The organism is Streptomyces sp. NPDC057950, assembly GCF_042887295.1.
In the GTDB taxonomy this organism is placed as follows: Bacteria; Actinomycetota; Actinomycetes; order Streptomycetales; family Streptomycetaceae; genus Streptomyces; species Streptomyces kaempferi.
In genome coordinates this window covers 70976-93916 of record NZ_JBHVPP010000004.1, presented here as the reverse complement: position 1 = coordinate 93916, position 22941 = coordinate 70976, and the positions used below count along the sequence as shown (strand labels likewise).

Genomic DNA, 22941 nt, shown 5'->3' with positions numbered 1-22941 from the left:
GTGGCTGGGTGTGACCGGGTGGGGCTGGGCGGAACTGGGTGTGGCTGGCGTGCGTGGTCAGGCCTCGGTGACGAGCTCGAAGCCCGCCTCGTCGACCGCGGCACGCACGGCCTCCTCGTCGAGCGGCGCGACGGACACCACGGTGACCTCGCCCGTCGCGGCCACGGCCTGGACCGAGCTGACCCCGGCGATCCCGGAGATCTCACCGGAGACGGAGCCCTCGCAGTGCCCGCAGCTCATGCCGGTCACCTGGTAGACGGCCGTGGTGGAACCCTGGGTGTCGGTCTGCGTGGTCATGGCGTGCTCCTCGTCGAGGCGTGTGCGGGGTCGCGGGGTGAGCGGGGTGTCCGAGTCGGGTCGCGGCGTGATGCCTGTGGGCCGAAAAGGATCCTGAGATTCCAGGGTTCCCTTCGATGCTCACAAGACTATACCCCTAGGGGGTATTTATCCAAGCAGGGTCCGAGTGGGCGTGGACGGGCCCCGGGGGTGGGGTGCCTCTCGGAGGGTGAGGGATCTGGGGCGATTTGTCCGAACCTTATGGCAGGGAACCGCTGTGTCGCGGTGTTCTGCGTGTCCGCCCGGTCTCCAGGCGCGCCCCGGCGACCGGGCGGCGTGCGCGGGCCGGCCGGGCGGCGCTCCGGAGGGCCGGAGGTCGGGCGGCGCTCCGGAGGGCCGGAGGCCGGGTCAGGGCCGGGTGGCGAGGGTGTCGGGGGAGTCGGGGGTGAGCGCCTTGCCGTCCGTCAGTGGTTCGACGTAGCGGAACAGGACGTTCTTCAGCTCCTGGACGTACGCCGCCCGCTCCGCCCCCTCGTTGGCGAGGATCAGTTCGAGCCCCGCCTTGTAGATGCCCAGGCACACCTGCGCCGTGCGTGTGATGCCGGCGGCGGGCGCGTCGGGCAGGAACGCGGAGAGCAGTCCCTCGACGCGGGAGATCAGGGTCAGGTGCAGTGCGTCGTGGTCCTCGGCGATCCGGCCCGGGATGTCGGGGCCGTGCATCAGGGCGAAGAAGACGGGGTGGTCGCAGTTGAAGGCGACGAAGCGGTCGACCGCGGCGCCGACGGCCTCCTCCAGCGTGGTCGCGGGGGCGACCGGGCCGAGCGCCTCGCCGTAGGTGGCCCGCATCTCGTGCATGAGCCGGTCGCCCAGTTCGATCGCGATGGCTTCCTTGTTCGGGAAGAACTGGTACAGCGTGCCCGGCGAGACGCCGGCCTCCCGGGCGATCGCGTTCGTGCTGGCGGCGGTGTAGCCGGTGGTGCAGAAGACCGAGGCCGCGGCCTCCAGCAGTTGGGCGATCCGGCGTTCGCCGCGGGCCTGCCGCCGGCGTGGACGCTCGTCGTCGACGGTCCGGTCGCCGAGGGTCCGCTCGGCGGCGGTCTGCGCGTCGGCGGTCGGTGCGTCGACGGTCGGTGCGTCGACGGTTTGTGCGTCGGCGGTCTGCGCGTCGGCGGCACGCCGCTTCTCGGGCTTGTCGGGCACGAGTTATCCCCAACTCTCCGAACGTGTTTGACAAACGCGAGCGGTCGCTCGCATTCTGGTGAAACGCGAGCGATCTCTCGTGTTTGTCGATTCTATTGGCGATGACCGACCCATGCTGCCTGAGCGCACGGACGGACGTGGACGCGCGGACAGAGGGTCACGGTGAAGGGGACACCGCGCGATGACCGAAGTCAACAGCGCAGATCAGGACCGGGGCAGGGGCGCGGGGCGCGGGACGGGCGCGCGAGGCCGAGGCGCCGCGGGCGGTGTCCCGCCGGCGGATGAGGCCGCGCTCGCGGGCCACCGTCCCGGGCCGGGTGACACCCCTCGGTCGGACGGCGGCACGCGGACGGGTGGCGGGCCGCGGGTGGGTCACGGCCCATGGGCGGGCGGTGGGCCGCGGGTGGGCGGCTGGACCCGGTTCGTGACCGCGCGGCCCCGGCTGTCCCTGCTCGTCGCACTGCTGCTCACCGCCCTCGCGGTGGTCGCCGGCAGCGGGGTCGCCGACCGGCTGGGCAGCGGCGGCTGGCAGGACCCGACCGCCGAGTCGACGTACGCCACGAAGGCGCTGGAGCGGGAGTTCCCCGCCTCCCAGCCCAATCTGCTGCTCCTGGTCGACTCCGGGCGCGCCGCGGTCGACGATCCCGCAGTCGCGGCCGAGGCGAAGCGGCTGGCGGCACGGCTCGCCACCGAGCCGGGTGTCACGGGAGTCGGTTCGTACTGGGAGTCGGGCGCCCCGGGGCTGCGCGCCGAGGACGGCCACGAGGCACTGATCGCCGCGCGGATCACGGGTGACGAGAAGACGGCGAGCGAGACCCTGGACCGTCTCGCACCCTCCTACCGGGGCACGCACGGCCCGGTCGGGATCAGGGTCGGCGGCCCCGTCGCCGTGCAGCACGAGATGCAGACCACCATCCGGGAGGACCTGACCCGGGCCGAGGTCATCGCCCTGCCGGTGACCCTCGTGCTGCTGGTGATGGTCTTCGGCAGCGCGATCGCCGCGTTGCTGCCGCTGGGTGTCGGCATCGTCGCGATCCTGGGGACGAACGCCGTGCTGCGCGGTCTCACGGAGTTCACCGACGTCTCGGTCTTCGCGATGAACCTCACCACGGCCCTGGGGCTCGGCCTCGCGATCGACTACGCCCTGTTCATCGTCCGCCGGTTCCGCGAGGAGCTGGCGACCGGTGCCGAGCCGGTGACCGCCGTCGGCACCACCCTGCGCACGGCGGGCCGCACGGTCCTCTTCTCCTCCCTCACGGTCGCCGTGTCGCTCGCCGCGATGCTGCTCTTCCCGCAGTACTTCCTGCGGTCCTTCGCCTACGCGGGCATCGCGGTGGTGCTGCTGGCCGCGGCGTCCGCGCTGATCCTGCTCCCGGCGGCCCTGGTGCTGCTCGGGCACCGGGTCAACTCCCTCGACCTGAGGCGCCTGTTCCGGCGCGGCGAGTCGCGTACCTCCGGCGACGGCGCGGCCTGGGGACGGACGGCCTCCCTCGTCATGCGCAGGGCGCCGGTCTTCGCGGTGGCCACCACCGTCGGGCTGATCGTCCTCGGACTGCCCTTCCTGGGCGTGAAGTTCGGCACCGCGGACGACCGGCAGCTGCCCTCGGGCGCGGTGTCCCATGTCGTCCAGCAGCACATCCGGGACGGATTCCCGGGCAGCCCCGGCGGCGGCCTGGAGATCCTCGCGGAGGGCCGGGCCACCGCGGCGCAGTACGCGGCCTACAAGAGCCGTGTCGCCGCTCTCCCCGAAACCCTGCGGGTGGAGGGGCCCTTGGTGAAGGGCGACGCCGCGTACTTCACGGTGCAGCCGAGGGGCGAGGCCGTCGGTGATGGGGCACAGCGTCTGGTGCGTGAACTGCGGGCGACGGATGCCCCGTTCGGCACGGCGGTGACGGGCACGGCGGCGGTCCTGGTCGACTCCAAGCACGCGATAGCCGACCGGCTCCCCTGGGCGGCGGCGTTCATCGCGATCGTCACGCTGCTGCTGGTCTTCCTCCTCACGGGCAGTGTGCTGATCCCGGTCCAGGCGGTGCTGCTCAACGCGCTCAGCCTGACGGCGATGTTCGGCGCGGTGGTCTGGGTCTTCCAGGACGGCCATCTCTCCGGCCTGCTCGGCTTCACCAGCCCGGGATCGATCGAGACGACCCTTCCGGTGCTGATGTTCTGCGTCGCCTTCGGACTGTCGATGGACTACGGCGTCTTCCTCCTCTCCCGCATGAAGGAGGAGTACGACCGCACGGGCGACCACCGGGAGTCGGTCCGCTTCGGTCTCCAGCGCACCGGCGGACTGATCACCGCGGCCGCCGTCATCCTGGCGGTGGTGATGGTCGCGATCGGCACCTCGCGCGTGACCAACACCAAGATGCTGGGGCTGGGCATCGCGCTCGCCGTCCTGATGGACGCGATGGTCGTGCGCAGCCTGCTGGTCCCGGCGGTCATGCGCCTCACCGGGCGCGCGACCTGGTGGGCGCCCGCGCCGCTGCGCCGCTTCCACGACCGGTTCGGGCTCAGCGAGGGCGAGACACCGGAACAGGCGGCCACGAAGGAGGGCGAACCCGGCACTCCGAGCGAGGAGGCGGACGACCGGGACCGGGACAAGGCCGGGGTGCGCGGCTAGCGTTCACCCCTGAAGGTGATCTTCGGGCGGAGGGTGGCACGGATGCGGGCAGTGGTGTTCGAGCGGTACGGGGAGCCGGCCGGGGTCCGTGAGGTGGCGGACCCGGCGCCCGCCGACCACGGAGTGGTGGTGCGGGTCGAGGCCACCGGGCTGTGCCGCAGCGACTGGCACGGCTGGATGGGCCACGACCCGGACATCACCCTGCCCCATGTACCGGGCCACGAACTCGCCGGAGTCGTCGAGGCGGTGGGCGCGCGGGTGGTGGGCTGGCGCGCCGGCGACCGGGTCACCGTCCCGTTCGTCTGCGCCTGCGGGAGCTGTCCCTCCTGCGCGGCGGGCGACCAGCAGGTGTGCGAGCGGCAGACCCAGCCGGGGTTCACGCACTGGGGTTCCTTCGCGCAGTACGTGGCACTGGAGCAGGCCGATGTGAACCTGGTGGCGGTGCCGGACGAGATGTCCTTCTCGACGGCGGCGTCGCTGGGCTGCCGGTTCGCCACGGCGTTCCGCGCGGTGGTCGCGCAGGGCCGGGTGGCCGCGGGGGAGTGGGTCGCGGTGCACGGCTGCGGGGGCGTGGGCCTCTCGGCGGTGATGATCGCGGCGGCGGCCGGGGCACGGGTCGTGGCGGTCGACCTCTCGCCCCGGGCCCTGGAGCTGGCGCGGACGTTCGGGGCGGTGGAGACCGTGGACGCCGCGCGCACCGGGGACACGGCGAACGCGGTGCGTGAGCTGACCGGTGGCGGCGCCCACCTCTCCCTCGACGCGCTGGGCTCCCCGGTCACCTGCGCGGCCTCGGTGAACGGGCTGCGCCGCCGCGGGCGTCACGTCCAGGTCGGTCTGCTGCCCGAGGCCCCCGCCGTTCCGATGGCCCGGGTGATCGGCCTCGAACTGGAACTGCTGGGCAGCCACGGGATGCAGGCGCACGCCTACCCACGGATGCTGGAGCTGGTACGGGCCGGTGTCCTCCGGCCCGACCTCCTGGTCACCTCCACCCTGGCACTGGACGGCGCGCCGGCCGCCCTCGCCGCGATGGGGACGGCGCCCGGGACCGGGGTGACGGTCATCGAGCCGTGGAGCTGAGCGCGTCCGCCGCGGGCGACCAGGACGGACGGTCCACTCGTCGGCGGGGATCGCCCTCGGCGTCTCGGCTGACGATTCCGGGAGCAACGGGATTCGCGGCCGCGCGGGGCGGTGGAGATGGGGTACGGATTTTTGTGTCCCGTCCCGTCCGGTGGAGACCGGGCGGGACGGGACAGGCGCCGGGGGCGGTGGTCGGGACGGGACGGGACAGGCGCCGGGGGCGGTGGTCGGGACGGGACGGGACAGGCGCCGGGGGCGGTGGTCGGGACGGGACGTGAGGCAGGGACGGGACGGGGGCAGAGGGACGTAGGCGGGGACCGCGGGTCGGCGGGTGGGGTCAGTCGGATCTGCGGCCGCGGTTTCCCGGGCGGGAGGCGACCCAGGCGCGGACGGTGTCCGCGTACCAGTAGGGCTTTCCGCTCTCCACGTGGTCAGGAGGGGGCAGCAGCCCGTGTTTGCGATACGACCGCACGGTGTCCGGCTGCACCTTGATGTGCGCCGCGATCTCCTTGTACGACCAGAGCTTTCGGTCGGTCATGAGTGGCACCTCCCTGCGCGCGCCGCGGCGGCGGCCGGGGGCGGCCGTCGGGGGAGCCGGGCGCTGCGCTGGTGATCACAAAGCCTGTGCCCGGTGAACGACACGGCGTGAGCGCAGGGCAGTGCTTGTCGACCGGGTGTGACGCAAGACCCGCGTACACGGGACATGTGTGACAGGAAGGTGGCATTTGTGACACAGGTGACGCAATGGGAGGGAGCGCCGGGTGTTTGCGGGCGGGGCGGGAGCGTTCGTCGCCCCCGCCCCCCCCGGCCCGTCGGCCGCTCTTCCCGGATCCTCGGCCCCGGATTCCCGTCCGCCTACGAGCCCCGCGGATCCCCCGGGGCCGTCAGGCCCCGCACGACCGCAGGAACGCCCGGGTCCGCTGGGCGATCGGCAGCGGCTTGTCCGGCGGGCACGGGTACATGTCCTGCTCGACGATCGCGAAAAGGTCGACGTCGAGCTTCTGCGCGGCGGCGAGCACCGGCTCCAGCGCCGGCACGCCGGACGGCGGCTCGCACATCACGCCCCGGGCGACGGCGGGCCCGAACGGCACCTCGTTCGCCCGCACCTCGGCCAGGATCGACGGATCCACCTGCTTGAGGTGCAGGTACCCGATGCGCTCCCCGTACGTCTCGATGAGCTTGACGCTGTCGCCGCCGCAGTAGGCGTAGTGCCCGGTGTCGAGGCACAGCGACACCAGCGAGGAGTCGGTCGCGTCGAGGAAGCGGGTGACGTTCTCCTCGCTGTCGATGTGCGTGTCGGCATGCGGGTGGACGACGATCCGCAGCCCGTACCGCTCGCGCACCTCATGGGCGAGGCGCTCGGTCTGGGCGGTCAGATCGCGCCACTGCGCGGGCGTGAGGGTGCTGTCCTCCAGCACCTCGCCCGTCTTGTCGTCCCGCCAGAAGGCCGGGATCACGACGAGGTGCTCGGCGCCCATCGCCTGGGTGAGCGCCGCGATGTCGGAGACGTGCGCCCAGGTGGCGTCCCACACCTCCGGCCCGCGGTGCAGCCCGGTGAAGACGGTGCCCGCCGACACGGTGAGCCCGCGCCGCGCGGTCTCCTCCTTGAGGACGGCCGGGTCGGTCGGCAGATAGCCGTAGGGGCCCAGTTCGATCCACTCGTATCCGGACTGGGAGACCTCGTCCAGGAAGCGCTGCCAGGGGACCTGTTGCGGGTCGTCCGGGAACCACACGCCCCAGGAGTCCGGAGCCGAACCGATCCGGATGCGGGACAGTGAGGACTGGGGTGATGTCTGCGGTGACAACGACGTCATGGGCGTCAGCTTCCGACGGCCCCGGTGAGGTGTCAAGGCCTGGTCCGAATGTCTGGACAAACCGTTGACAGGGCGTCCCGCCCAGGGCTAGACCTTGGGGAGGCCGAAGCGAAGGGAACTCGATGGCGTACGACCTGATCACCATGGGACGGATCGGTGTGGACCTGTATCCGTTGCAGACGGGGGTCCCGCTGGCGAGGGTGTCGTCCTTCGGGAAGTTCCTCGGCGGCTCGGCGACGAACGTCGCGGTGGCGGCGGCCCGGCTGGGGCGCGACACGGCGGTGATCACACGCACGGGCGACGATCCGTTCGGTACGTACCTTCACGAGGCGCTGCGCGACTTCGGCGTCGACGACCGCTGGGTCACCCCGGTCGCCGGGCTGCCGACACCGGTCACGTTCTGCGAGGTCTTCCCGCCGGACGACTTCCCCCTGTACTTCTACCGGCAGCCCAAGGCCCCGGATCTTGAGCTCGACGCGCACGACCTCGACCTGGGCGCCGTCCGTGAGGCGCGCATCTTCTGGATGACGGGCACCGGCCTGAGCGAGGAGCCCAGCCGCACGGCGACGCTCGCCGCGCTCGCCCACCGCGCCAGGTCCGGTACGACGGTCTTCGACCTCGACTGGCGTCCGATGTTCTGGAAGGACCCGGACTCCGCGCGACCCTTCTACGCCGAGGCCCTGCGCCACGCCACCGTGGCCGTCGGCAACCTCGACGAGGTCGAGATCGCCACCGGCCAGCGCGAACCGCACGCGGCCGCCCGCGCGCTCCTCGACGCCGGTGTCGAGCTCGCCGTCGTCAAGCAGGGACCCAAGGGAGTCCTGGCCGTCCACCGCGACGGCACGTCCGCCGAGGTCCCGCCCCTCCCGGTGACGGTTCTCAACGGACTCGGTGCCGGTGACGCCTTCGGCGGCTCCCTCTGCCACGGCCTGCTGTCCGGCTGGGACCTGGAGCGGATCATGCGGTACGCGAACGCCGCGGGCGCCATCGTCGCCTCCCGGCTGGAGTGCTCCTCCGCGATGCCGACCCCCGAAGAGGTCGAGGACGCGCTCGCGGCGGGAGCGGTCCGATGAGGGCGGGACGCGTGGGGCACGAGGGCGGCGATCCCTCGGCACACGGCCGACAGGGCGCCCACGACGGCCGCTGCGCCGGTTCCCCGGACATCGACGTGAGCGCGCTCGTCCAGCTGCGGGCCCGCCACCCGGAGGCCATCGCCGAGGCCGCCGCGCGCCGCCCGCGCCGGCCCCTCCTCGACGACACCGGCCGGCTGATGATCGTCGCCGCCGACCACCCGGCCCGCGGGGCGCTCGCCGTCGGCGACCGCAAGTTCGCCATGGCGAGCCGCGCCGACCTGCTGGAGCGGCTCTGCCTCGCCCTCTCCCGCCCCGGCGTCGACGGCGTGCTCGCCACCGCGGACATCCTCGACGACCTGCTGCTGCTCGGGGCCCTGGACCACAAGGTGGTCCTCGGTTCGATGAACCGCGGCGGTCTGGCGGGCGCCTCCTTCGAGCTGGACGACCGCTTCACCGGCCACCGCCCGCGGGACATCGAGCGGTTCGGCTTCGACGCGGGCAAGCTCCTGCTGCGCATCGACTACGACGACCCGGGCTCGCTGCGCACCCTGGAGTCCACCGCCCGCGTGATAGACGAGATGGCGGAGCGTCAGCTCCCGGTCTTCGTGGAACCGTTCCTTTCCCGTCGCCGTGCGGACGGGAAACTGGTCAACGATCTGAGTGCCGACGCCGTGATCAAGTCCATCGCCATCGCCAGTGGCCTGGGCGGCAGCTCGGCGTACACCTGGCTGAAGGTCCCCGTCACCGAGAACCCGGACGACATGGCCCGGGTCATGGAGACCTCCACCCTGCCCGCCGTACTGCTCGGCGGCGACGTCGGCGAGGACCAGGAGGGCGCGTACGAGAAGTGGCGCGGCGCGCTCCAGCTCCCCACCGTGCAGGGCCTGGTCGTGGGCCGTTCGCTGCTGTACCCGGCCGACGGCGATGTGACCGCCGCGGTGGACACCGCCGTAGGACTGTTGTGAGGATCCGATGACGAGCAACGACCTGTACGTCCCCAAGGGCGCCACCGCCGGGGGTCCGTACGCCGTCGACATCGACCCCGAGCGGGCCGGCTGGAGCCACAGCAGCCTGCGCGTGGTGGAGCTGGAGCCGGGAGGTACGCACACCTTCACCACCGGTGACAGCGAGTGGATCGTGCTTCCGCTGAACGGCGCCTGTACGGTGCGCACAGAGGACGAAGAGTTCCAAATCCTGGGTCGGGAAAGCGTGTTCGCGGGGGTAACCGACTTCGCGTACGTGCCCCGAGACACCCGGGCACAGATCGCCTCCGGCGCGGGAGGCCGCTTCGCCCTGGCAGGAGCGAAGTGCGAGCGCCGACTCCCCGCCCGCTACGGCCCCGCGCCGGAGGTTCCCGTCGAAGACCGCGGCAGCGGCGGCTGCGCCCGCCAGGTGCGCAACTTCGCCTCTGCCGACGCCTTCGCCTGCGACAAGCTCATCGCCGTCGAGGTCATCACCCCCGGCGGCAACTGGTCCTCGTATCCGCCGCACAAGCACGACGAGCACCGGCCGGGCGAGGAGAGCGAGCTCGAGGAGATCTACTACTTCGAGATTGACGGCCCGAACGGATTCGGCTATCAGCGCGTATTCCCTTCGCGTGAGGGCGGAACCGACGTCCTCGCCGAGGTCCGCACCGGCGATGCCGTGCTCGTCCCCGACGGCTGGCACGGTCCGTCCATCGCCCAGCCCGGCCACACGATGTACTACCTGAACGTGATGGCCGGACCGGGCGAGGAGAGGGAATGGCGGATCTGCTTCCACCCGGGACACGTAGAAAGCACAGAGGGCTACCGATGACGGATCCGATGACGAAGACGTCAGAGGCGCCGACGACGACCAGGCTGACGGTCGCACAGGCGCTGGTGCGGTTCCTGGCCGCGCAGTACACGGAGCGGGACGGCGAGCGGCGGCGGCTGATCGGCGCCACCTGGGGCATCTTCGGCCACGGCAACGTCGCCGGGATCGGCCAGGCGCTCGTCGAGTACCCGGACGAGATGCCGTACCTCCAGGGCCGCAACGAGCAGTCCATGGTCCACGCGGCGGTCGGCTACGCGCGGCAGAGCAACCGGCTGTCGGCGCACGCCGTGACCACGTCCATCGGTCCCGGCGCGACCAATCTCGTCACGGGCGCCGCGCTCGCGACGATCAACCATCTGCCGGTGCTCCTCCTGCCGGGTGACACCTTCGCGACCCGCCCGGCGGACCCGGTGCTCCAGCAGCTCGAACTCCCGTACGCGGGCGATGTGTCGGTCAACGACTGCCTGCGCCCGGTGTCCAGGTACTTCGACCGGGTGACCCGCCCCGAAGCGCTGATCCCGGCCGCCCTGCAGGCCATGCGCGTGCTCAGCGACCCGGTCGAGACCGGCGCCGTCACACTCGCGCTCCCGCAGGACGTGCAGGCGGAGGCGTACGACTGGCCGGTGGAGTTCTTCGCGGAGCGGACCTGGACGGTGCGGCGCCCGGCGGCCGACGCGGCCGAGCTCGCCGCCGCCGTCTCGGCGGTCCGCGGTGCCCGGCGCCCGCTGATCGTCGCGGGCGGCGGCGTGCACCACAGCCGTGCGGAGGAGGCGCTCGCGGAACTCGCCGCGTCCACCAGGATCCCGGTCGCCTCCACCCAGGCGGGCAAGGGCTCGCTGCGCTGGGACCACCCGCAGGACGTGGGCGGCATCGGCCACACGGGCACCGCGACCGCCGACGAGCTCGCCCGCACGGCCGACCTGGTGATCGGCGTCGGCACCCGCTACACCGACTTCACCACCGCCTCCGGCACGCTTTTCACCGCCCCGGGCGTCCGCTTCCTGAACGTCAACATCGCGCCCTACGACGGCCACAAGCTCTCCGGGATACCGCTGGTCGCCGACGCGCGGGCCGGGATCGAGGCGCTCACCGAGGCGCTGCTGCTGCACGAGCACCGTGCCGAGCCCGGGTACGTCACCGAGTACGAGGACGACAAGGAGCGTTGGGAGTACCGCGTAGACGCGGCGTTCGAGGCCGAGGACATCGACCTGCGGCCCACGCAGCCACAGGTCCTCGGTGTCCTGGACGAGCTGGTCACCGACGACGACATCCTGATCAACGCGGCCGGTTCGCTCCCCGGTGACCTGCACAAACTGTGGCGGGCGCGGTCGCGTGACCAGTACCACGTCGAGTACGGCTACTCGTGCATGGGCTACGAGATCCCGGCCGCGATCGGCGTCCGGCTCGCGGCACCCGACCGCCCCGTGTGGGCGCTGGTCGGCGACGGCACGTACCTGATGATGCCGACCGAGATCGTCACCGCCGTGCAGGAGGGCGTCGCGATCAAGGTCCTCATCCTGCAGAACCACGGCTACGCGTCGATCGGCGGCCTCTCCGAGTCCGTGGGCGGCGAGCGGTACGGCACCGCGTACCGCTTCCGCTCCGAGGACGGTACGTACACGGGAGCCCCGCTGCCCGTCGATCTCGCCGCCAACGCGGCCAGCCTCGGCATGCGGGTACTGCGCGCGAAGACCGTCCGTGACCTGCGTTCGGCGCTGGCCGAGGCGCGCGCCGCGGACACTCCCACTTGTGTCTACGTGGAGACCAGAACGGCAGACACAGTGTCGGGCGCGCCCCCGGCCCAAGCCTGGTGGGATGTACCCGTGGCCGAGACCGCGACCCGAGTGTCGGCGGTCAAGGCGCGTGAGGAGTACGACCGGCACGTCGCCGCCCGACGCCGCCATCTGTGAAGGAGTTCTTGGCCATGACGAAGACCGTCGACCACTGGATCGGTGGCAAGCCCGTCGCAAACGCCGCGGGCGAGTCGGGTACGTACGGGCCGGTCACCGATCCGGCGACCGGCGCCGTGACCACGCGGGTCGCCTTCGCGACCGTGGAAGAGGTGGACGCCGCGGTCGCCGCGGCGAAGGACGCCTACGCGACCTGGGGCCAGTCCTCGCTGGCGAAGCGGACCACGATCCTCTTCAAGTTCCGGGCGCTGCTGGACGCCAACCGGGACGCGATCGCCGAGCTGATCACCGCCGAGCACGGCAAGGTGCACTCGGACGCGCTCGGTGAGGTCGCGCGCGGCCTGGAGATCGTCGACCTGGCGTGCGGGATCACCGTGCAGCTGAAGGGCGAGCTGTCGACGGAGGTCGCCTCCCGGGTCGACGTGGCCTCGATCCGGCAGCCGCTGGGCGTCGTCGCGGGCATCACGCCGTTCAACTTCCCGGCCATGGTGCCGATGTGGATGTTCCCGATCGCCATCGCGTGCGGCAACACCTTCGTGCTGAAGCCGTCCGAGAAGGACCCGTCGGCCGCCATGAAGCTCGCCGAGCTGCTGGCCGAGGCCGGCCTGCCCGACGGTGTCTTCAACGTGGTGCACGGTGACAAGGTGGCCGTGGACCGGCTCCTGGAGCACCCGGACGTGGCCGCCGTGTCCTTCGTGGGCTCGACGCCGATCGCCCGCTACATCCACACCACCGCCGCCGCGCACCACAAGCGTGTCCAGGCCCTGGGCGGCGCCAAGAACCACATGCTGGTCCTGCCGGACGCCGACCTGGACGCGGCCGCCGACGCCGCGGTCTCGGCCGCGTACGGCTCGGCCGGTGAGCGCTGCATGGCGATCTCCGCGGTCGTCGCGGTGGGCGCGATCGGCGACGAGCTGGTCGCCAAGATCCGCGAGCGCGCCGAGAAGATCAAGATCGGTCCGGGCAACGACCCGGCCTCCGAGATGGGCCCGCTGATCACGGCGGCGCACCGCGACAAGGTGGCGTCCTACGTCCACGGCGCGGCGGCGCAGGGCTCCGAGGTCGTCCTCGACGGCACCGGCTACACCGTGGAGGGCCACGAGGACGGCCACTGGATCGGCCTCTCGCTGCTCGACAAGGTGCCCACGACCGCGGACGCGTACCGGGACGAGATCTTCGGCCCGGTGCTGTGCGTGCTGCGCGTGGAGACGTACGAGGAGGGCGTCGCCCTCATCAACGCCTCGCCGTTCGGCAACGGCACCGCGATCTTCACCCGGGACGGCGGCGCGGCCCGCCGGTTCCAGCTGGAGATCGAGGCGGGCATGGTCGGCGTGAACGTGCCGATCCCGGTGCCCGTCGGCTACCACTCCTTCGGCGGCTGGAAGGACTCCCTCTTCGGGGACCACCACATCTACGGCAACGACGGCACGCACTTCTACACCCGCGGCAAGGTCGTCACGACCCGCTGGCCGGACCCGTCGGAGGCGCCCTCCGGCGTCGACCTGGGCTTCCCGCGCAACCACTGAGGCCGTACGGCCACTGGTGCCCCGCCCCTCGCACGAGGGGCGGGGCACCGTCGTGTCCGGCCCGCCCCGGAGGTTCCGGAGTGCGGACCAATCCTGGTCAATTTCGATGCCTCGACTGCGGTTCTCGCCATGCGGTGATGAAACGGGTACCGCAGGCAGATTGGTGGTGTGTCCTTTGAAAGCAAGGTCACACTCCAGTGGGTATTGATGATTGACACGGAAAAGTGGCAAGACCTGGGAAAACGATGCGGTGTGCACCACTCCGCTACTGCGAATTCCGAAGGTAAACGGCCATTGACGCAACGGTTTCCGTCAAGGTTCCATCAACGCGGGAGCGGACGACGAGACGAACGACACGAGCCGCCGGAGGCGATAGCGCTCCCGCCCGAACCACCTGACGCACGAGTCGATCGGAACCGCTCCATGACCGACACGCTCCGCCCTGTCGAGACCGCTGCCCCGGACACCGCCTCCACGGCCTCCGACAGCCCCCAGAAGCTCAAGCGCTCCATCGGCATCGTCGGAGGCACCCTGCTCACGCTCTCCTGCGTGACACCCGCCTCCACGCTCTTCGTGGTCGTGCCCGACCTGTTCTCGTCCCTCGGCACCGCGACCGCGCTCACCATCGCGATCGGCTCACTGCTCTGTATCGCCGTGGCGTTCTGCTACTCGGAGCTGGGCACCCTCATCCCCAGCGCGGGCGGCGAGTACGCCATGGTCTCCACACTGGCCGGCCGCCTCGCGGGCTGGCTGGTCTTCGTGCTCTCCCTGCTCGTCGTCATGATCGTGCCCCCGGTGATCGCGATGGGCACCGCGGACTACCTGGCGCCGATCGTGCACCTCAACCCGTCGATGGCGGGCGCGGGCGTGATGCTCCTGGCCACCCTCGCGGGCCTGCTCGACCTGCGGGCCAACGCCTGGATCACCGGTGTCTTCCTGGTCCTGGAGGTCATCGCGGCGGCCGTGGTGGCCGTCCTGGGCTTCGCGCACAGCGAGCGCGGCGCCGGCAGCCTGGTCTCGATGCAGGTCGCGGGCTCCGGCGGCCACACGGACACCGTGACGGCCATGCTGGTGGTCTCCGGACTCGCCATCGCCCTCTTCATCACCCAGGGCTTCTCGACCGCGGTCTACCTCTCCGAGGAACTGGAGAACCCGCGCCGCAACGTGGCCCGTACGGTCCTGGCCACCCTCGCCATCTCGTCCGTGATCATCCTGGTCCCGGTCGTCGCGATCACCATGGGCGCCCCGGACCTCTCGGCCCTCACCGGCGGTGACATCAGCACCATGGTCACCGCCTGGTCCAACTCCGCCGTCGGTACCTTCGTCAGCCTCTGCGTCGCCCTCGCGATCATCAACGCGGGCATCGTCATGGTCATCCAGAACTCCCGGGTGCTGTTCGCCTCGGCCCGCGACAAGGCATGGCCCGGACCGGTCAACAAGGGCCTCTCCCGGCTCGGCCGTTTCGGCTCCCCGTGGGTCGCCACCCTCCTCGTCGGCGTCCCGGGCGCCGCCCTCTGCTTCGTCAACCTGGACACGCTGTACGGCGTCACGGGCGTGTCCGTGACGGCCATGTACCTGCTCGTGGCGGTCGCCGCGCTGCTCGCCCGGCGCGGCAGCCACGCCCACACCCCCGCCTGGCGCATGCCGCTGTGGCCCGCCGTGCCGGTCCTGCTGATCGCCGTCCTCGCCTACATCCTCAGTCAACAGGAGACGGTCTACCTCGTGTGGACCGGCGGCATCACGGCCGTCGCCACCCTCTACTGGGCCTTCTACCTGCGACCCCGCCGCGAGACCCGCTGGCTGGTGTCGATCCCCGAGGACATGCGGGCCTGACCCTCGACCGAAGTCCCACGTCACCACCGTGCACGTCCCGTCGTCCTCGCCACCCGCACCGCGGTAGGTGGCGAGGGCGACGTCGTTCCCGGTGTCGGCGTGGTCGAAGAGGTGCTCGTCCGCCACGAGTTGCGACGGAGGTGGCGCGGCGAACCTCCATGGGGCGTTCGTACCACGGGCGCGGTACGCCGGAGCCGACGTCTACTCCCGCAGGAGGGGCGAGGGTTCCGACCGGCGGCGGCATCGGTTGTCGGCGGCGGCCCGTACCGTTGACACATGGATCTTCGACTGCCCCGACTGCGTGGGCCCGCACCGCGGACACGGCGCCGGTGGGCGACCGCGGCGGCCGCCGTCGTCGTGCTCGCCGGCGCCGGTACGTGGACGGCTGTGGCCTCGGACGACGGGCCGGCCGTCCACCGCTCCGACCGCGTCATGGCCATGGGCGGCGGGGTGCGCGTCGACACCTCGTACTTCACCGCGGGCTCCGGCCGCCGCCCCGCCGTGCTGATCGGGCACGGCTTCGGCGGCAGCAAGGACGACGTCCGGCCGGAGGCCGAGAAGCTCGCCCGCGACGGGTACGCGGTGCTCACCTGGTCGGCGCGCGGCTTCGGCCGGTCCAGCGGCAGGATCGGGCTGAACGACCCCGAGGGCGAGGTCGCCGACGTCTCGAAGCTCATCGACTGGCTCGCCGCCCGCCCGGAGGTCCGGCTCGACAAGGCCGGCGACCCGCGCGTGGGCGTCACCGGTGCCTCGTACGGCGGGGCGGTCTCGCTGCTGGCCGCCGGACACGACCCGCGGGTCGACGCGATCGCCCCGTCGATCACGTACTGGAATCTGGCGGACGCCCTCTTCCCGAACGGCGTCTTCAAGAAACTCTGGGCCGGCGTCTTCATCAACTCCGGCGGCGGCTGCTCCCACTTCGAGCCCCAGCTGTGCGCCATGTACAACCGGGTCGCGGAGGCCGGGAAGCCGGACGCCGCGGCCCGTGCCCTGCTCGAGGCCCGCTCCCCGTCCGCCGTCGCCGACCGCATCAAGGTCCCCACGCTGATCACGCAAGGGCAGACCGACTCCCTCTTCCCGCTCGGCCAGGCCGACGCCATGGCCAAGGCGATCCGCGCCAACGGCGCGCCCGTGGACGTCGACTGGATCGCGGGCGGGCACGACGGCGGGGACCTGGAGACCGGCCGGGTCGAGGCCCGCGTCGGTTCCTGGTTCGACCGCTATCTGAAGGACGACAAGAAGGCCGACACCGGCCCCGCGTTCCGCGTCACCCGCACCGGGGGCATCGACTCCACCGACGGCGCGGTGCAGCTCAAGGGCGCGAGCGCGGACGCGTACCCCGGCCTGGAGAGCACCGAGCACACGGTCCGGCTCGGCACCGGCAGGAAACAGAGCTTCCAGAACCCGGCCGGCGCGAGTCCACCCGCGATCTCCGCCCTCCCCGGCCTCGGCGGCGCCGGTGGCCTCTCCCAGCTCTCCTCCCTCGGCGTCGGCGTCTCCCTCGACTTCCCGGGCCAGTACGCGCGGTTCGACTCCGCGCCCGTCCGCACCGGCCTGCGCGTCACGGGATCGCCGACCGTGAAGATCCACGTCACGTCCACCACCGACGACGCCGTCCTCTTCGGGAAGGTGTACGACGTCGGGCCGGGCGGCGCCCAGCCGGTGCTGCCGGCCCAGCTGGTGGCCCCGCTGCGGGTGACGGGAGCCAGGACGGGCAAGGACGTCACGATCGTCCTGCCCGCGATCGACCACGAGATCCAGAAGGGCCACCGGCTGCGGCTGGTCCTCGCCTCGACCGACCTCGGCTACGCCTCACCGGCCGCCCCGGCGACGTACACCGTCTCCCTCAGGAGCGACCTGAAGGTCCCGACGGCGCCCGGTGTGCGGACCGCCGCGGCGCCCCTGCCCTCGTGGGTGTGGTGGCTGCCGCTGGCCGGAGTGCTGGTCGCCCTGGCGCTCCTGCTGACCGGCCGCCGCCGCATGACGCCCGGGGTGCCGGACCCCGCCCTCGCCGAAGTCCCGCTCCAGATCACCGGCCTGAGCAAGCGGTACGCGAAGTCCGCGGACCGGTACGCGGTACGCGACCTGTCGTTCCGCGTCGAAAGAGGCCAGGTCCTGGGCCTCCTGGGGCCGAACGGCGCGGGCAAGACGACGACCCTGCGCATGCTCATGGGCCTGATCAAGCCCGACGGCGGCGAGATCCGCGTCTTCGGCCACGCGATCCGGCCGGGCGCTCCGGTCCTCTCCCGGGTCGGCGCCTTCGTCGAGGGCGCCGGCTTCCTGCCGCACCTCTCGGGCCGCGAGAACCTGGAGCTGTACTGGCGGGCGACGGGCCGTCCGCCCGAGGACGCCCACCTGGCGGAGGCACTGGAGATCGCGGGCCTGGGCGACGCGCTGGCCCGCGCGGTCCGCACGTACTCCCAGGGCATGCGCCAGCGCCTCGCCATCGCCCAGGCCATGCTCGGCATGCCGGACCTCCTGATCCTGGACGAACCGACCAACGGCCTGGACCCGCCCCAGATCCGGGAGATGCGCGAAGTCATGATCCGCTACGCCGCGGCGGGCCGCACGGTCATCGTCTCCAGCCATCTGCTGGCCGAGGTCGAGCAGTCCTGCACCCACCTGGTGGTCATGGACCGCGGGCGGCTGGTGCAGGCGGGTCCGGTGAGCGAGATCGTCGGCTCCGGCGACACCCTCCTCGTCGGCACCGGTTCCCCCGTGGACGGCCCGGTCGTCGAGAAGGTCGGCGCGCTGCCGGGCGTCGCCTCGGCCGTCGTCGCCGAGGGCGGGCTGCTGATCCGCCTCGACGCGGACGGCAGCGCGGAACGCCTGGTCGTGGAGCTCGTACGGCTCGAGGTTCCGGTCGCGTCGGTGGGCCCGCACCGACGCCTGGAAGACGCCTTCCTCACCCTGATCGGAGGTGCCGCATGAGCACGCTCACCGAGCGGGCCGAGACCGCGGACGGCTACCGCCCGCGGCACACGCTGCCCCTGCGGGTCGAGCTGCTGCGGCAGCTCAAGCGCCGCCGCACCCTCGTCATGGGGGCGATCCTGGCGCTGCTGCCCTTCGTGCTCGTCGTCGCGTTCGCGATCGGCGGCGGGCCCGGCTCACGCAACGGGCAGGTCACGCTGATGGACACGGCGACGGCGTCGGGCGCGAACTTCGCCGCGGTGAACCTGTTCGTGTCCGCCGGCTTCCTTCTGGTCATCCCGGTCGCGCTGTTCTGCGGGGACACCATCGCCTCCGAGGCGAGCTGGTCCTCACTGCGCTATCTGCTGGCGGCCCCGGTGCCCCGGACCCGGCTCCTGTGGTCCAAGCTCACCGTCGCGCTGGGCCTCAGCCTCGCCGCGATGGTGCTGCTGCCGGTCGTCGCGCTGGCGGTGGGCACCGCGGCCTACGGCTGGGGCCCGCTGGAGATCCCCACCGGCGGCGCGCTGTCCACGGGCACCGCGACCCAGCGGCTCCTGGTGGTCATCGCGTACGTCTTCGTGTCCCAACTGGTCACGGCGGCGCTCGCGTTCTGGCTGTCGACCCGGACGGACGCGCCGCTGGGCGCGGTCGGCGGCGCGGTCGGCCTGACCATCGTGGGCAACGTCCTGGACGCCGTCACCGCCCTCGGCCACTGGCGCGACTTCCTCCCCGCGCACTGGCAGTTCGCGTGGGCCGACGCCGTCCAGCCGCAACTGGAGTGGGCGGGCATGATCAAGGGCACGGCGATTTCGGTAACGTACGCGCTTGTCCTGTTCGCCCTGGCCTTCCGGGGTTTCCGGCGCAAGGACATCGTGTCGTAGATCTCCGGAGCGTCACCTACCGGTCTCGACGGCCGCCCTTCGTGGCCGCTTCGAGATCCATCCGCAACGCTCCATGGCGCACGCCGTAGCCCCCTCGGACGTCACAGTCACAGACATCGGCCCAGTACACGGGCCGGCGGGCGACTCACCGAGGGGGCACGGATGGGGAACGACCACATACGGCGACCGTGGCAGACGGTACGTCCGGGACGGCCCGAACACCCGGGGCGGCCCGGACGCGCCGGGTGGCCGGAACACCTCGATCGGCCGGAACACCTCGATCGGCAGGAACACCCCGGGCGGCAGGAACACCCCAAGCGGTCGGAACGCCCCGGGCGACCGAGGCGACCCCGCGGCACCCTGCTCACCCTCGTCCTCGCGGGTGGCCTGCTGCTCACCGGCTGCAGCGGGAGCGACGGCGGACACAGCTCCGCGGACGGCGCGGCGCGCGGGTCCGGCGGATACGCGGGCCCGATGCCCGCCCCGGACCGGACCTCGGGCTCCGGCCAGGGCGGGCCGGACGGCGAACAGACGGGTGACGCGCGGAGGGATGTCGCGCCGTCCCCCGACCACCTCTCCACCTTCGCCCTCGACGTCGACACCGCCTCCTACGGCTACGCCCGCCGAGCCCTTGACGACGGGCGGCTGCCCGACCCCGCCACCGTCCGTCCGGAGGAGTTCGTCAACAGCTTCCGCCAGGACTACCGGCGCCCCGACGGCAACGGCTTCTCCGTCACCGTCGACGGCGCCCGCACCCGGGACGAGGACTGGTCACTGGTCCGCGTCGGTCTCGCCACCCGCACGGCCGCCCGGGACGGCGAACGCCCGCCCGCCGCCCTCACCTTCGTCATCGACGTCTCCGGCTCCATGGGCGAACCCGGCCGGCTCGACCTCGCCAAGGACTCCCTCGGCGTGATGACGGACCGGCTGCGCGACGACGACTCGGTCGCCCTGGTCACCTTCAGCGACGAGGCCGAGACCGTGCTGCCGATGACCCGCCTCGGCCACCACCGCGGCCGCGTCCACGACGCGGTCGACGGGCTCGAACCGACGGAGTCGACCAACCTCGGCGCGGGGGTGCGCACCGGGTACGCCACGGCCGTCGAGGGCCTGCGCAAGGGCGCCACCAACCGTGTCGTCCTGATCTCGGACGCCCTCGCCAACACCGGGGAGACCGACGCGGACACCATCCTGGAACGCATCTCCGGCGCCCGCCGCGAGCACGGCATCACCCTCTTCGGCGTCGGTGTGGGCAGCGAGTACGGCGACGCCCTCATGGAGCGCCTCGCCGACAAGGGCGACGGCCACACGACGTACGTCTCGAACGACGACGACGCCCGCAAGGTCTTCTGCGAGCAACTCCCCGAGAACATCGACCTCACGGCCCGCGACGCCAAGGCGCAGGTCGCCTTCGACCCGGGGACCGTACGGCAGTTCCGGCTCATCGGGTACGACGACCGTCAGGTGGCCGACCAGGACTTCCGGGACGACCGGGTGGACGGCGGCGAGATCGGGCCCGGCCACACGGTCACCGCGCTCTACGCCGTCCGCACCCGGCCCGGCGCCTCCGGGCACCTCGCCACCGCGAGCGTGCGCTGGCTCGACCCCCGCACCCGCGCCCCGCACGAGGAGTCCGGCCAGCTGGAGACCGGATCCCTCGACGACGACCTGTGGACCTCCGCACCCCGCCTCCAGGTCGACGCGGTGGCCGCGTACTTCGCCGACGCCCTGCGCACCGGCGGCGACCACGGGAGCGCGCTGCCGGGCGCGCTCCCGCTGTCCGAACTCGCGCGCCGGGCCCGTACGGTGGCGTCCGCCGCCGAGGACGGGGCGGTGCGCGACCTCGCCGACTCGGTCGAGCGGGCGAGCCGACTGGCGGGCTGACGTCGCGGACCGGCGACCCGGTCCGCGGCTCCAGGGCTCCACGGCTCCACTGCTCCACGGCTCCACTGCTCCACGGCCTCGCTGCCTCCCGGCCTCACGTGTCCGCAGCCATTGAACTTCCCTTACGAATCGGTAAGTTGACTCGCGAGTAGGCATGAGCCCCGCGACCTGGTGGAGCCGTCATGGGCGTACGCAAGGATCTGAGACGGGCACGACGGCGGGGCGACCTGGCGGCCCGCGCCGGGACCGAGCTGATCAGGGACGCGAGCGGTGCGGTGCGCGAGGTGCGCACCACCCCGCTCGCGCCGCGGCCCACCACCGGCAGCCTGGCCGACCTGCCCCTCACCAACGCGGCCGAGGCCCCGGACGCCGTGGTCCTGCGCCGCAGGGAGGGCACCACCTGGCGCCCGGTCACCGCGGCGGCCTTCGCCCGGGAAGTCGCCGACACCGCCAAGGGGCTGATCGCCGCGGGCCTCGAACCCGGCGGCCCGGTAGCGCTGATGTCCCGTACCCGCTACGAATGGACGGTCCTCGACTTCGCGATCTGGGCGGCCGGCGGCCTCACCGTCCCGGTCTACGCGACCTCCTCCGCCGAGCAGGTGGATTGGATCGTCAGGGACTCGGGCGCACGGCTCGTGGTCGTCGAGACGGCCGAGAACGCGGACACCGTCGCCACCGGCACCGCCCGGCACCCCGAACCCCCGGACGTACGACGGCTGGACGCCGACGCGATGGCCGAACTCGTGACCCAGGGACGGCACATCTCCGACGAGGAACTCACCCAGCGCCGCACCGCGCTCACCCCGGACACGGTCGCGACGATCTGCTACACCTCCGGCACCACCGGCCGGCCGAAGGGCTGCGTCCTCACGCACGCCAACCTGCACGCCGAGGCCGCCAACACGGTCGAGCTGCTGCACCCGATCTTCAAGGAACTCACCGGCCAGACCGCCTCGACCCTGCTCTTCCTCCCGCTCGCCCACGTCCTGGGCCGCACCCTCCAGATCGCCTGTCTGACGGCACGGATCGAACTGGGCCACTGCCCCGGCATCAAGCCGGACGAACTCCGCCCCGCGCTGAAGCAGTTCCGCCCCACCTTCCTCGTCGGTGTGCCCCATCTCTTCGAGAAGATCCACGACACGGGGCGGGCGACCGCGGAGAGGATCGGCCGCGGGGCCTCCTTCGACCGCGCCGACCGCGTCGGCGTCCGCTTCGGACAGGCCCGCCTGGACAAGTTCCTGGGGACGGGCAAGGGCCCCCGCCCCGGCCTGTACGCGGCCTGGGCGCTGTACGACCTGCTGGTCTACCGCCGTATCCGCAGGGAACTCGGCGGCCGCGTGCGCTACGCCATCAGCGGCGGCGCCCCGCTCGACCGCGACCTCAATCTCTTCTTCCACGCCGCCGGTGTCATCGTCTACGAGGGGTACGGCCTGACGGAGACCACGGCCGCGGCGACGATCGTGCCGCCGTTGCGTCCCCGCCCCGGCACGGTCGGCGTCCCGGTCCCGGGCACCGCGGTCCGTATCGCCGACGACGGCGAGATCCTCGTCAAGGGCCCTGTCGTCTTCGACTCCTACTGGAACAACCCGGCCGCGACCGACGCCGTCCTGCGGGACGACTGGTTCGCGACCGGCGACCTCGGAGCCCTCGACGAGGACGGCTACCTCACCGTCACCGGCCGCAAGAAGGACCTTCTCGTCACCTCGGGCGGCAAGAACGTCTCCCCCGCCGTCCTGGAGGACCGGCTGCGCGGCCGTCCGCCCGTCGGCCAGTGTGTCGTCGTCGGCGACAACCGTCCCTTCGTCGCCGCCCTGATCAGCCTCGACCCCGACGCCGTCACCCACTGGCTCGCCGTCCGCGGACGGCCCGCCGGCACCCCGCTGTCCGAACTCGTGAGAGACCCCCTGCTGCGCGCCGACGTCCAAAGGGCCGTGGACCACGCGAACGAGGCGGTCTCGCGTGCCGAGTCCATCCGCGCCTTCGCCCTGGTGGCGGACGGGTTCACCGAGGACAACGGGCTGCTCACGCCGTCCCTGAAGGTCAGGCGCCATGCGGTGGCGACCGCCTACGCGGCCGAGATCGAGGCGCTGTACGGGACCTGAACACGCGAAGAGCGGGCCGTCGAGATGCTCGACGGCCCGCT

At 72.2% G+C, this 22941-nt stretch carries 16 protein-coding genes; 12 read left to right on the top strand and 4 right to left on the bottom strand.

Going from position 1 to position 22941, the window contains the following annotated elements; all coding sequences use genetic code 11:
- Positions 1-57: 57 nt before the first annotated feature.
- Together ACFVTC_RS09355 and ACFVTC_RS09350 are read right to left on the bottom strand one after the other, a co-directional pair.
- A complete protein-coding gene (locus tag ACFVTC_RS09355) occupies positions 58-297 on the bottom strand; it encodes a heavy-metal-associated domain-containing protein (protein ID WP_390125698.1) in 240 nt (79 codons plus the stop codon).
- Between the two features lie 387 nt (positions 298-684).
- Positions 685-1293 (bottom strand): TetR family transcriptional regulator, encoded by a 609-nt coding sequence (locus ACFVTC_RS09350; protein ID WP_390126199.1) that lies wholly within the window; start codon positions 1291-1293, stop codon positions 685-687.
- Between the two features lie 607 nt (positions 1294-1900).
- On the opposite strand from ACFVTC_RS09350, the gene ACFVTC_RS09345 reads away from it, so the two are divergent.
- Together ACFVTC_RS09345 and ACFVTC_RS09340 are read left to right on the top strand one after the other, a co-directional pair.
- Positions 1901-4093: an MMPL family transporter gene (locus ACFVTC_RS09345; RefSeq protein ID WP_390125694.1), complete on the top strand. Its 2193-nt coding sequence runs from the start codon at positions 1901-1903 to the stop codon at positions 4091-4093.
- Positions 4094-4135: 42 nt separating this feature from the next.
- Positions 4136-5170: a zinc-dependent alcohol dehydrogenase family protein gene (locus tag ACFVTC_RS09340; RefSeq protein ID WP_390125691.1), complete on the top strand. Its 1035-nt coding sequence runs from the start codon at positions 4136-4138 to the stop codon at positions 5168-5170.
- A 337-nt stretch (positions 5171-5507) separates the two neighbouring features.
- On the opposite strand, the gene ACFVTC_RS09335 is transcribed toward ACFVTC_RS09340, so the two are convergent.
- Together ACFVTC_RS09335 and ACFVTC_RS09330 are read right to left on the bottom strand one after the other, a co-directional pair.
- Positions 5508-5708, bottom strand: a complete 201-nt coding sequence (locus tag ACFVTC_RS09335) for an AlpA family transcriptional regulator (RefSeq protein ID WP_148009823.1) — start codon at positions 5706-5708, stop codon at positions 5508-5510.
- Positions 5709-6054: 346 nt separating this feature from the next.
- Entirely contained in the window at positions 6055-6984 is a 930-nt protein-coding gene (locus ACFVTC_RS09330; protein WP_390125688.1) for a sugar phosphate isomerase/epimerase family protein, read from the bottom strand.
- A gap of 122 nt (positions 6985-7106) precedes the next feature.
- Here ACFVTC_RS09330 and iolC point away from each other — a divergent pair, with 122 nt between their 5' ends.
- The 10 genes from iolC to ACFVTC_RS09280 all read left to right on the top strand — a co-directional run bounded on the left by iolC (position 7107) and on the right by ACFVTC_RS09280 (position 22900).
- The gene (gene iolC, locus ACFVTC_RS09325; RefSeq protein WP_390125685.1) at positions 7107-8057 is read left to right on the top strand and encodes a 5-dehydro-2-deoxygluconokinase; all 951 of its coding nucleotides are present in this window, start codon (positions 7107-7109) and stop codon (positions 8055-8057) included.
- Positions 8054-9022 carry a deoxyribose-phosphate aldolase gene (locus ACFVTC_RS09320; protein WP_390125682.1) on the top strand — a complete coding sequence of 323 codons (969 nt, stop codon included), beginning with the start codon at positions 8054-8056 and terminating at the stop codon, positions 9020-9022. The genes iolC and ACFVTC_RS09320 overlap by 4 nt, the downstream gene beginning before the upstream one ends.
- A gap of 7 nt (positions 9023-9029) precedes the next feature.
- Positions 9030-9854: a 5-deoxy-glucuronate isomerase gene (gene iolB / locus ACFVTC_RS09315; RefSeq protein WP_390125679.1), complete on the top strand. Its 825-nt coding sequence runs from the start codon at positions 9030-9032 to the stop codon at positions 9852-9854.
- An 8-nt stretch (positions 9855-9862) separates the two neighbouring features.
- The gene (iolD, locus tag ACFVTC_RS09310; protein WP_390125676.1) at positions 9863-11764 is read left to right on the top strand and encodes a 3D-(3,5/4)-trihydroxycyclohexane-1,2-dione acylhydrolase (decyclizing); all 1902 of its coding nucleotides are present in this window, start codon (positions 9863-9865) and stop codon (positions 11762-11764) included.
- Between the two features lie 14 nt (positions 11765-11778).
- Complete coding sequence (mmsA, locus tag ACFVTC_RS09305) at positions 11779-13290, top strand: CoA-acylating methylmalonate-semialdehyde dehydrogenase (protein ID WP_390125673.1); 1512 nt, start codon at positions 11779-11781, stop codon at positions 13288-13290.
- Positions 13291-13713: 423 nt separating this feature from the next.
- On the top strand, positions 13714-15123 hold the full coding sequence (locus ACFVTC_RS09300) for an APC family permease (protein ID WP_390125670.1): 1410 nt from the start codon (positions 13714-13716) through the stop codon (positions 15121-15123).
- Positions 15124-15399: 276 nt separating this feature from the next.
- Entirely contained in the window at positions 15400-18054 is a 2655-nt protein-coding gene (locus ACFVTC_RS09295) for an alpha/beta fold hydrolase (protein ID WP_390125668.1), read from the top strand.
- The gene (locus ACFVTC_RS09290; RefSeq protein WP_390125665.1) at positions 18051-18914 is read left to right on the top strand and encodes an ABC transporter permease; all 864 of its coding nucleotides are present in this window, start codon (positions 18051-18053) and stop codon (positions 18912-18914) included. Before ACFVTC_RS09295 ends, ACFVTC_RS09290 begins: the two co-directional genes overlap by 4 nt.
- 162 nt (positions 18915-19076) lie before the next feature.
- The gene (locus ACFVTC_RS09285; RefSeq protein WP_390125662.1) at positions 19077-20798 is read left to right on the top strand and encodes a von Willebrand factor type A domain-containing protein; all 1722 of its coding nucleotides are present in this window, start codon (positions 19077-19079) and stop codon (positions 20796-20798) included.
- A gap of 182 nt (positions 20799-20980) precedes the next feature.
- Positions 20981-22900: an AMP-dependent synthetase/ligase gene (locus ACFVTC_RS09280; RefSeq protein ID WP_390125659.1), complete on the top strand. Its 1920-nt coding sequence runs from the start codon at positions 20981-20983 to the stop codon at positions 22898-22900.
- The last annotated feature ends 41 nt before the right edge of the window (positions 22901-22941 follow it).

Coding starts and splice junctions, on each gene's coding strand:
- mmsA (WP_390125673.1), top strand. CDS start 11,779: ATGACGAAGACCGTCGACCACTGGATCGGTGGCAAGCCCGTCGCAAAC.
- iolC (WP_390125685.1), top strand. CDS start 7,107: ATGGCGTACGACCTGATCACCATGGGACGGATCGGTGTGGACCTGTAT.
- ACFVTC_RS09290 (WP_390125665.1), top strand. CDS start 18,051: ATGAGCACGCTCACCGAGCGGGCCGAGACCGCGGACGGCTACCGCCCG.
- ACFVTC_RS09335 (WP_148009823.1), bottom strand. CDS start 5,708: ATGACCGACCGAAAGCTCTGGTCGTACAAGGAGATCGCGGCGCACATC.
- ACFVTC_RS09285 (WP_390125662.1), top strand. CDS start 19,077: ATGGGGAACGACCACATACGGCGACCGTGGCAGACGGTACGTCCGGGA.
- iolD (WP_390125676.1), top strand. CDS start 9,863: ATGACGAAGACGTCAGAGGCGCCGACGACGACCAGGCTGACGGTCGCA.
- iolB (WP_390125679.1), top strand. CDS start 9,030: ATGACGAGCAACGACCTGTACGTCCCCAAGGGCGCCACCGCCGGGGGT.
- ACFVTC_RS09320 (WP_390125682.1), top strand. CDS start 8,054: ATGAGGGCGGGACGCGTGGGGCACGAGGGCGGCGATCCCTCGGCACAC.
- ACFVTC_RS09355 (WP_390125698.1), bottom strand. CDS start 297: ATGACCACGCAGACCGACACCCAGGGTTCCACCACGGCCGTCTACCAG.
- ACFVTC_RS09295 (WP_390125668.1), top strand. CDS start 15,400: ATGGATCTTCGACTGCCCCGACTGCGTGGGCCCGCACCGCGGACACGG.
- ACFVTC_RS09330 (WP_390125688.1), bottom strand. CDS start 6,984: ATGACGTCGTTGTCACCGCAGACATCACCCCAGTCCTCACTGTCCCGC.
- ACFVTC_RS09340 (WP_390125691.1), top strand. CDS start 4,136: ATGCGGGCAGTGGTGTTCGAGCGGTACGGGGAGCCGGCCGGGGTCCGT.
- ACFVTC_RS09280 (WP_390125659.1), top strand. CDS start 20,981: ATGGGCGTACGCAAGGATCTGAGACGGGCACGACGGCGGGGCGACCTG.
- ACFVTC_RS09300 (WP_390125670.1), top strand. CDS start 13,714: ATGACCGACACGCTCCGCCCTGTCGAGACCGCTGCCCCGGACACCGCC.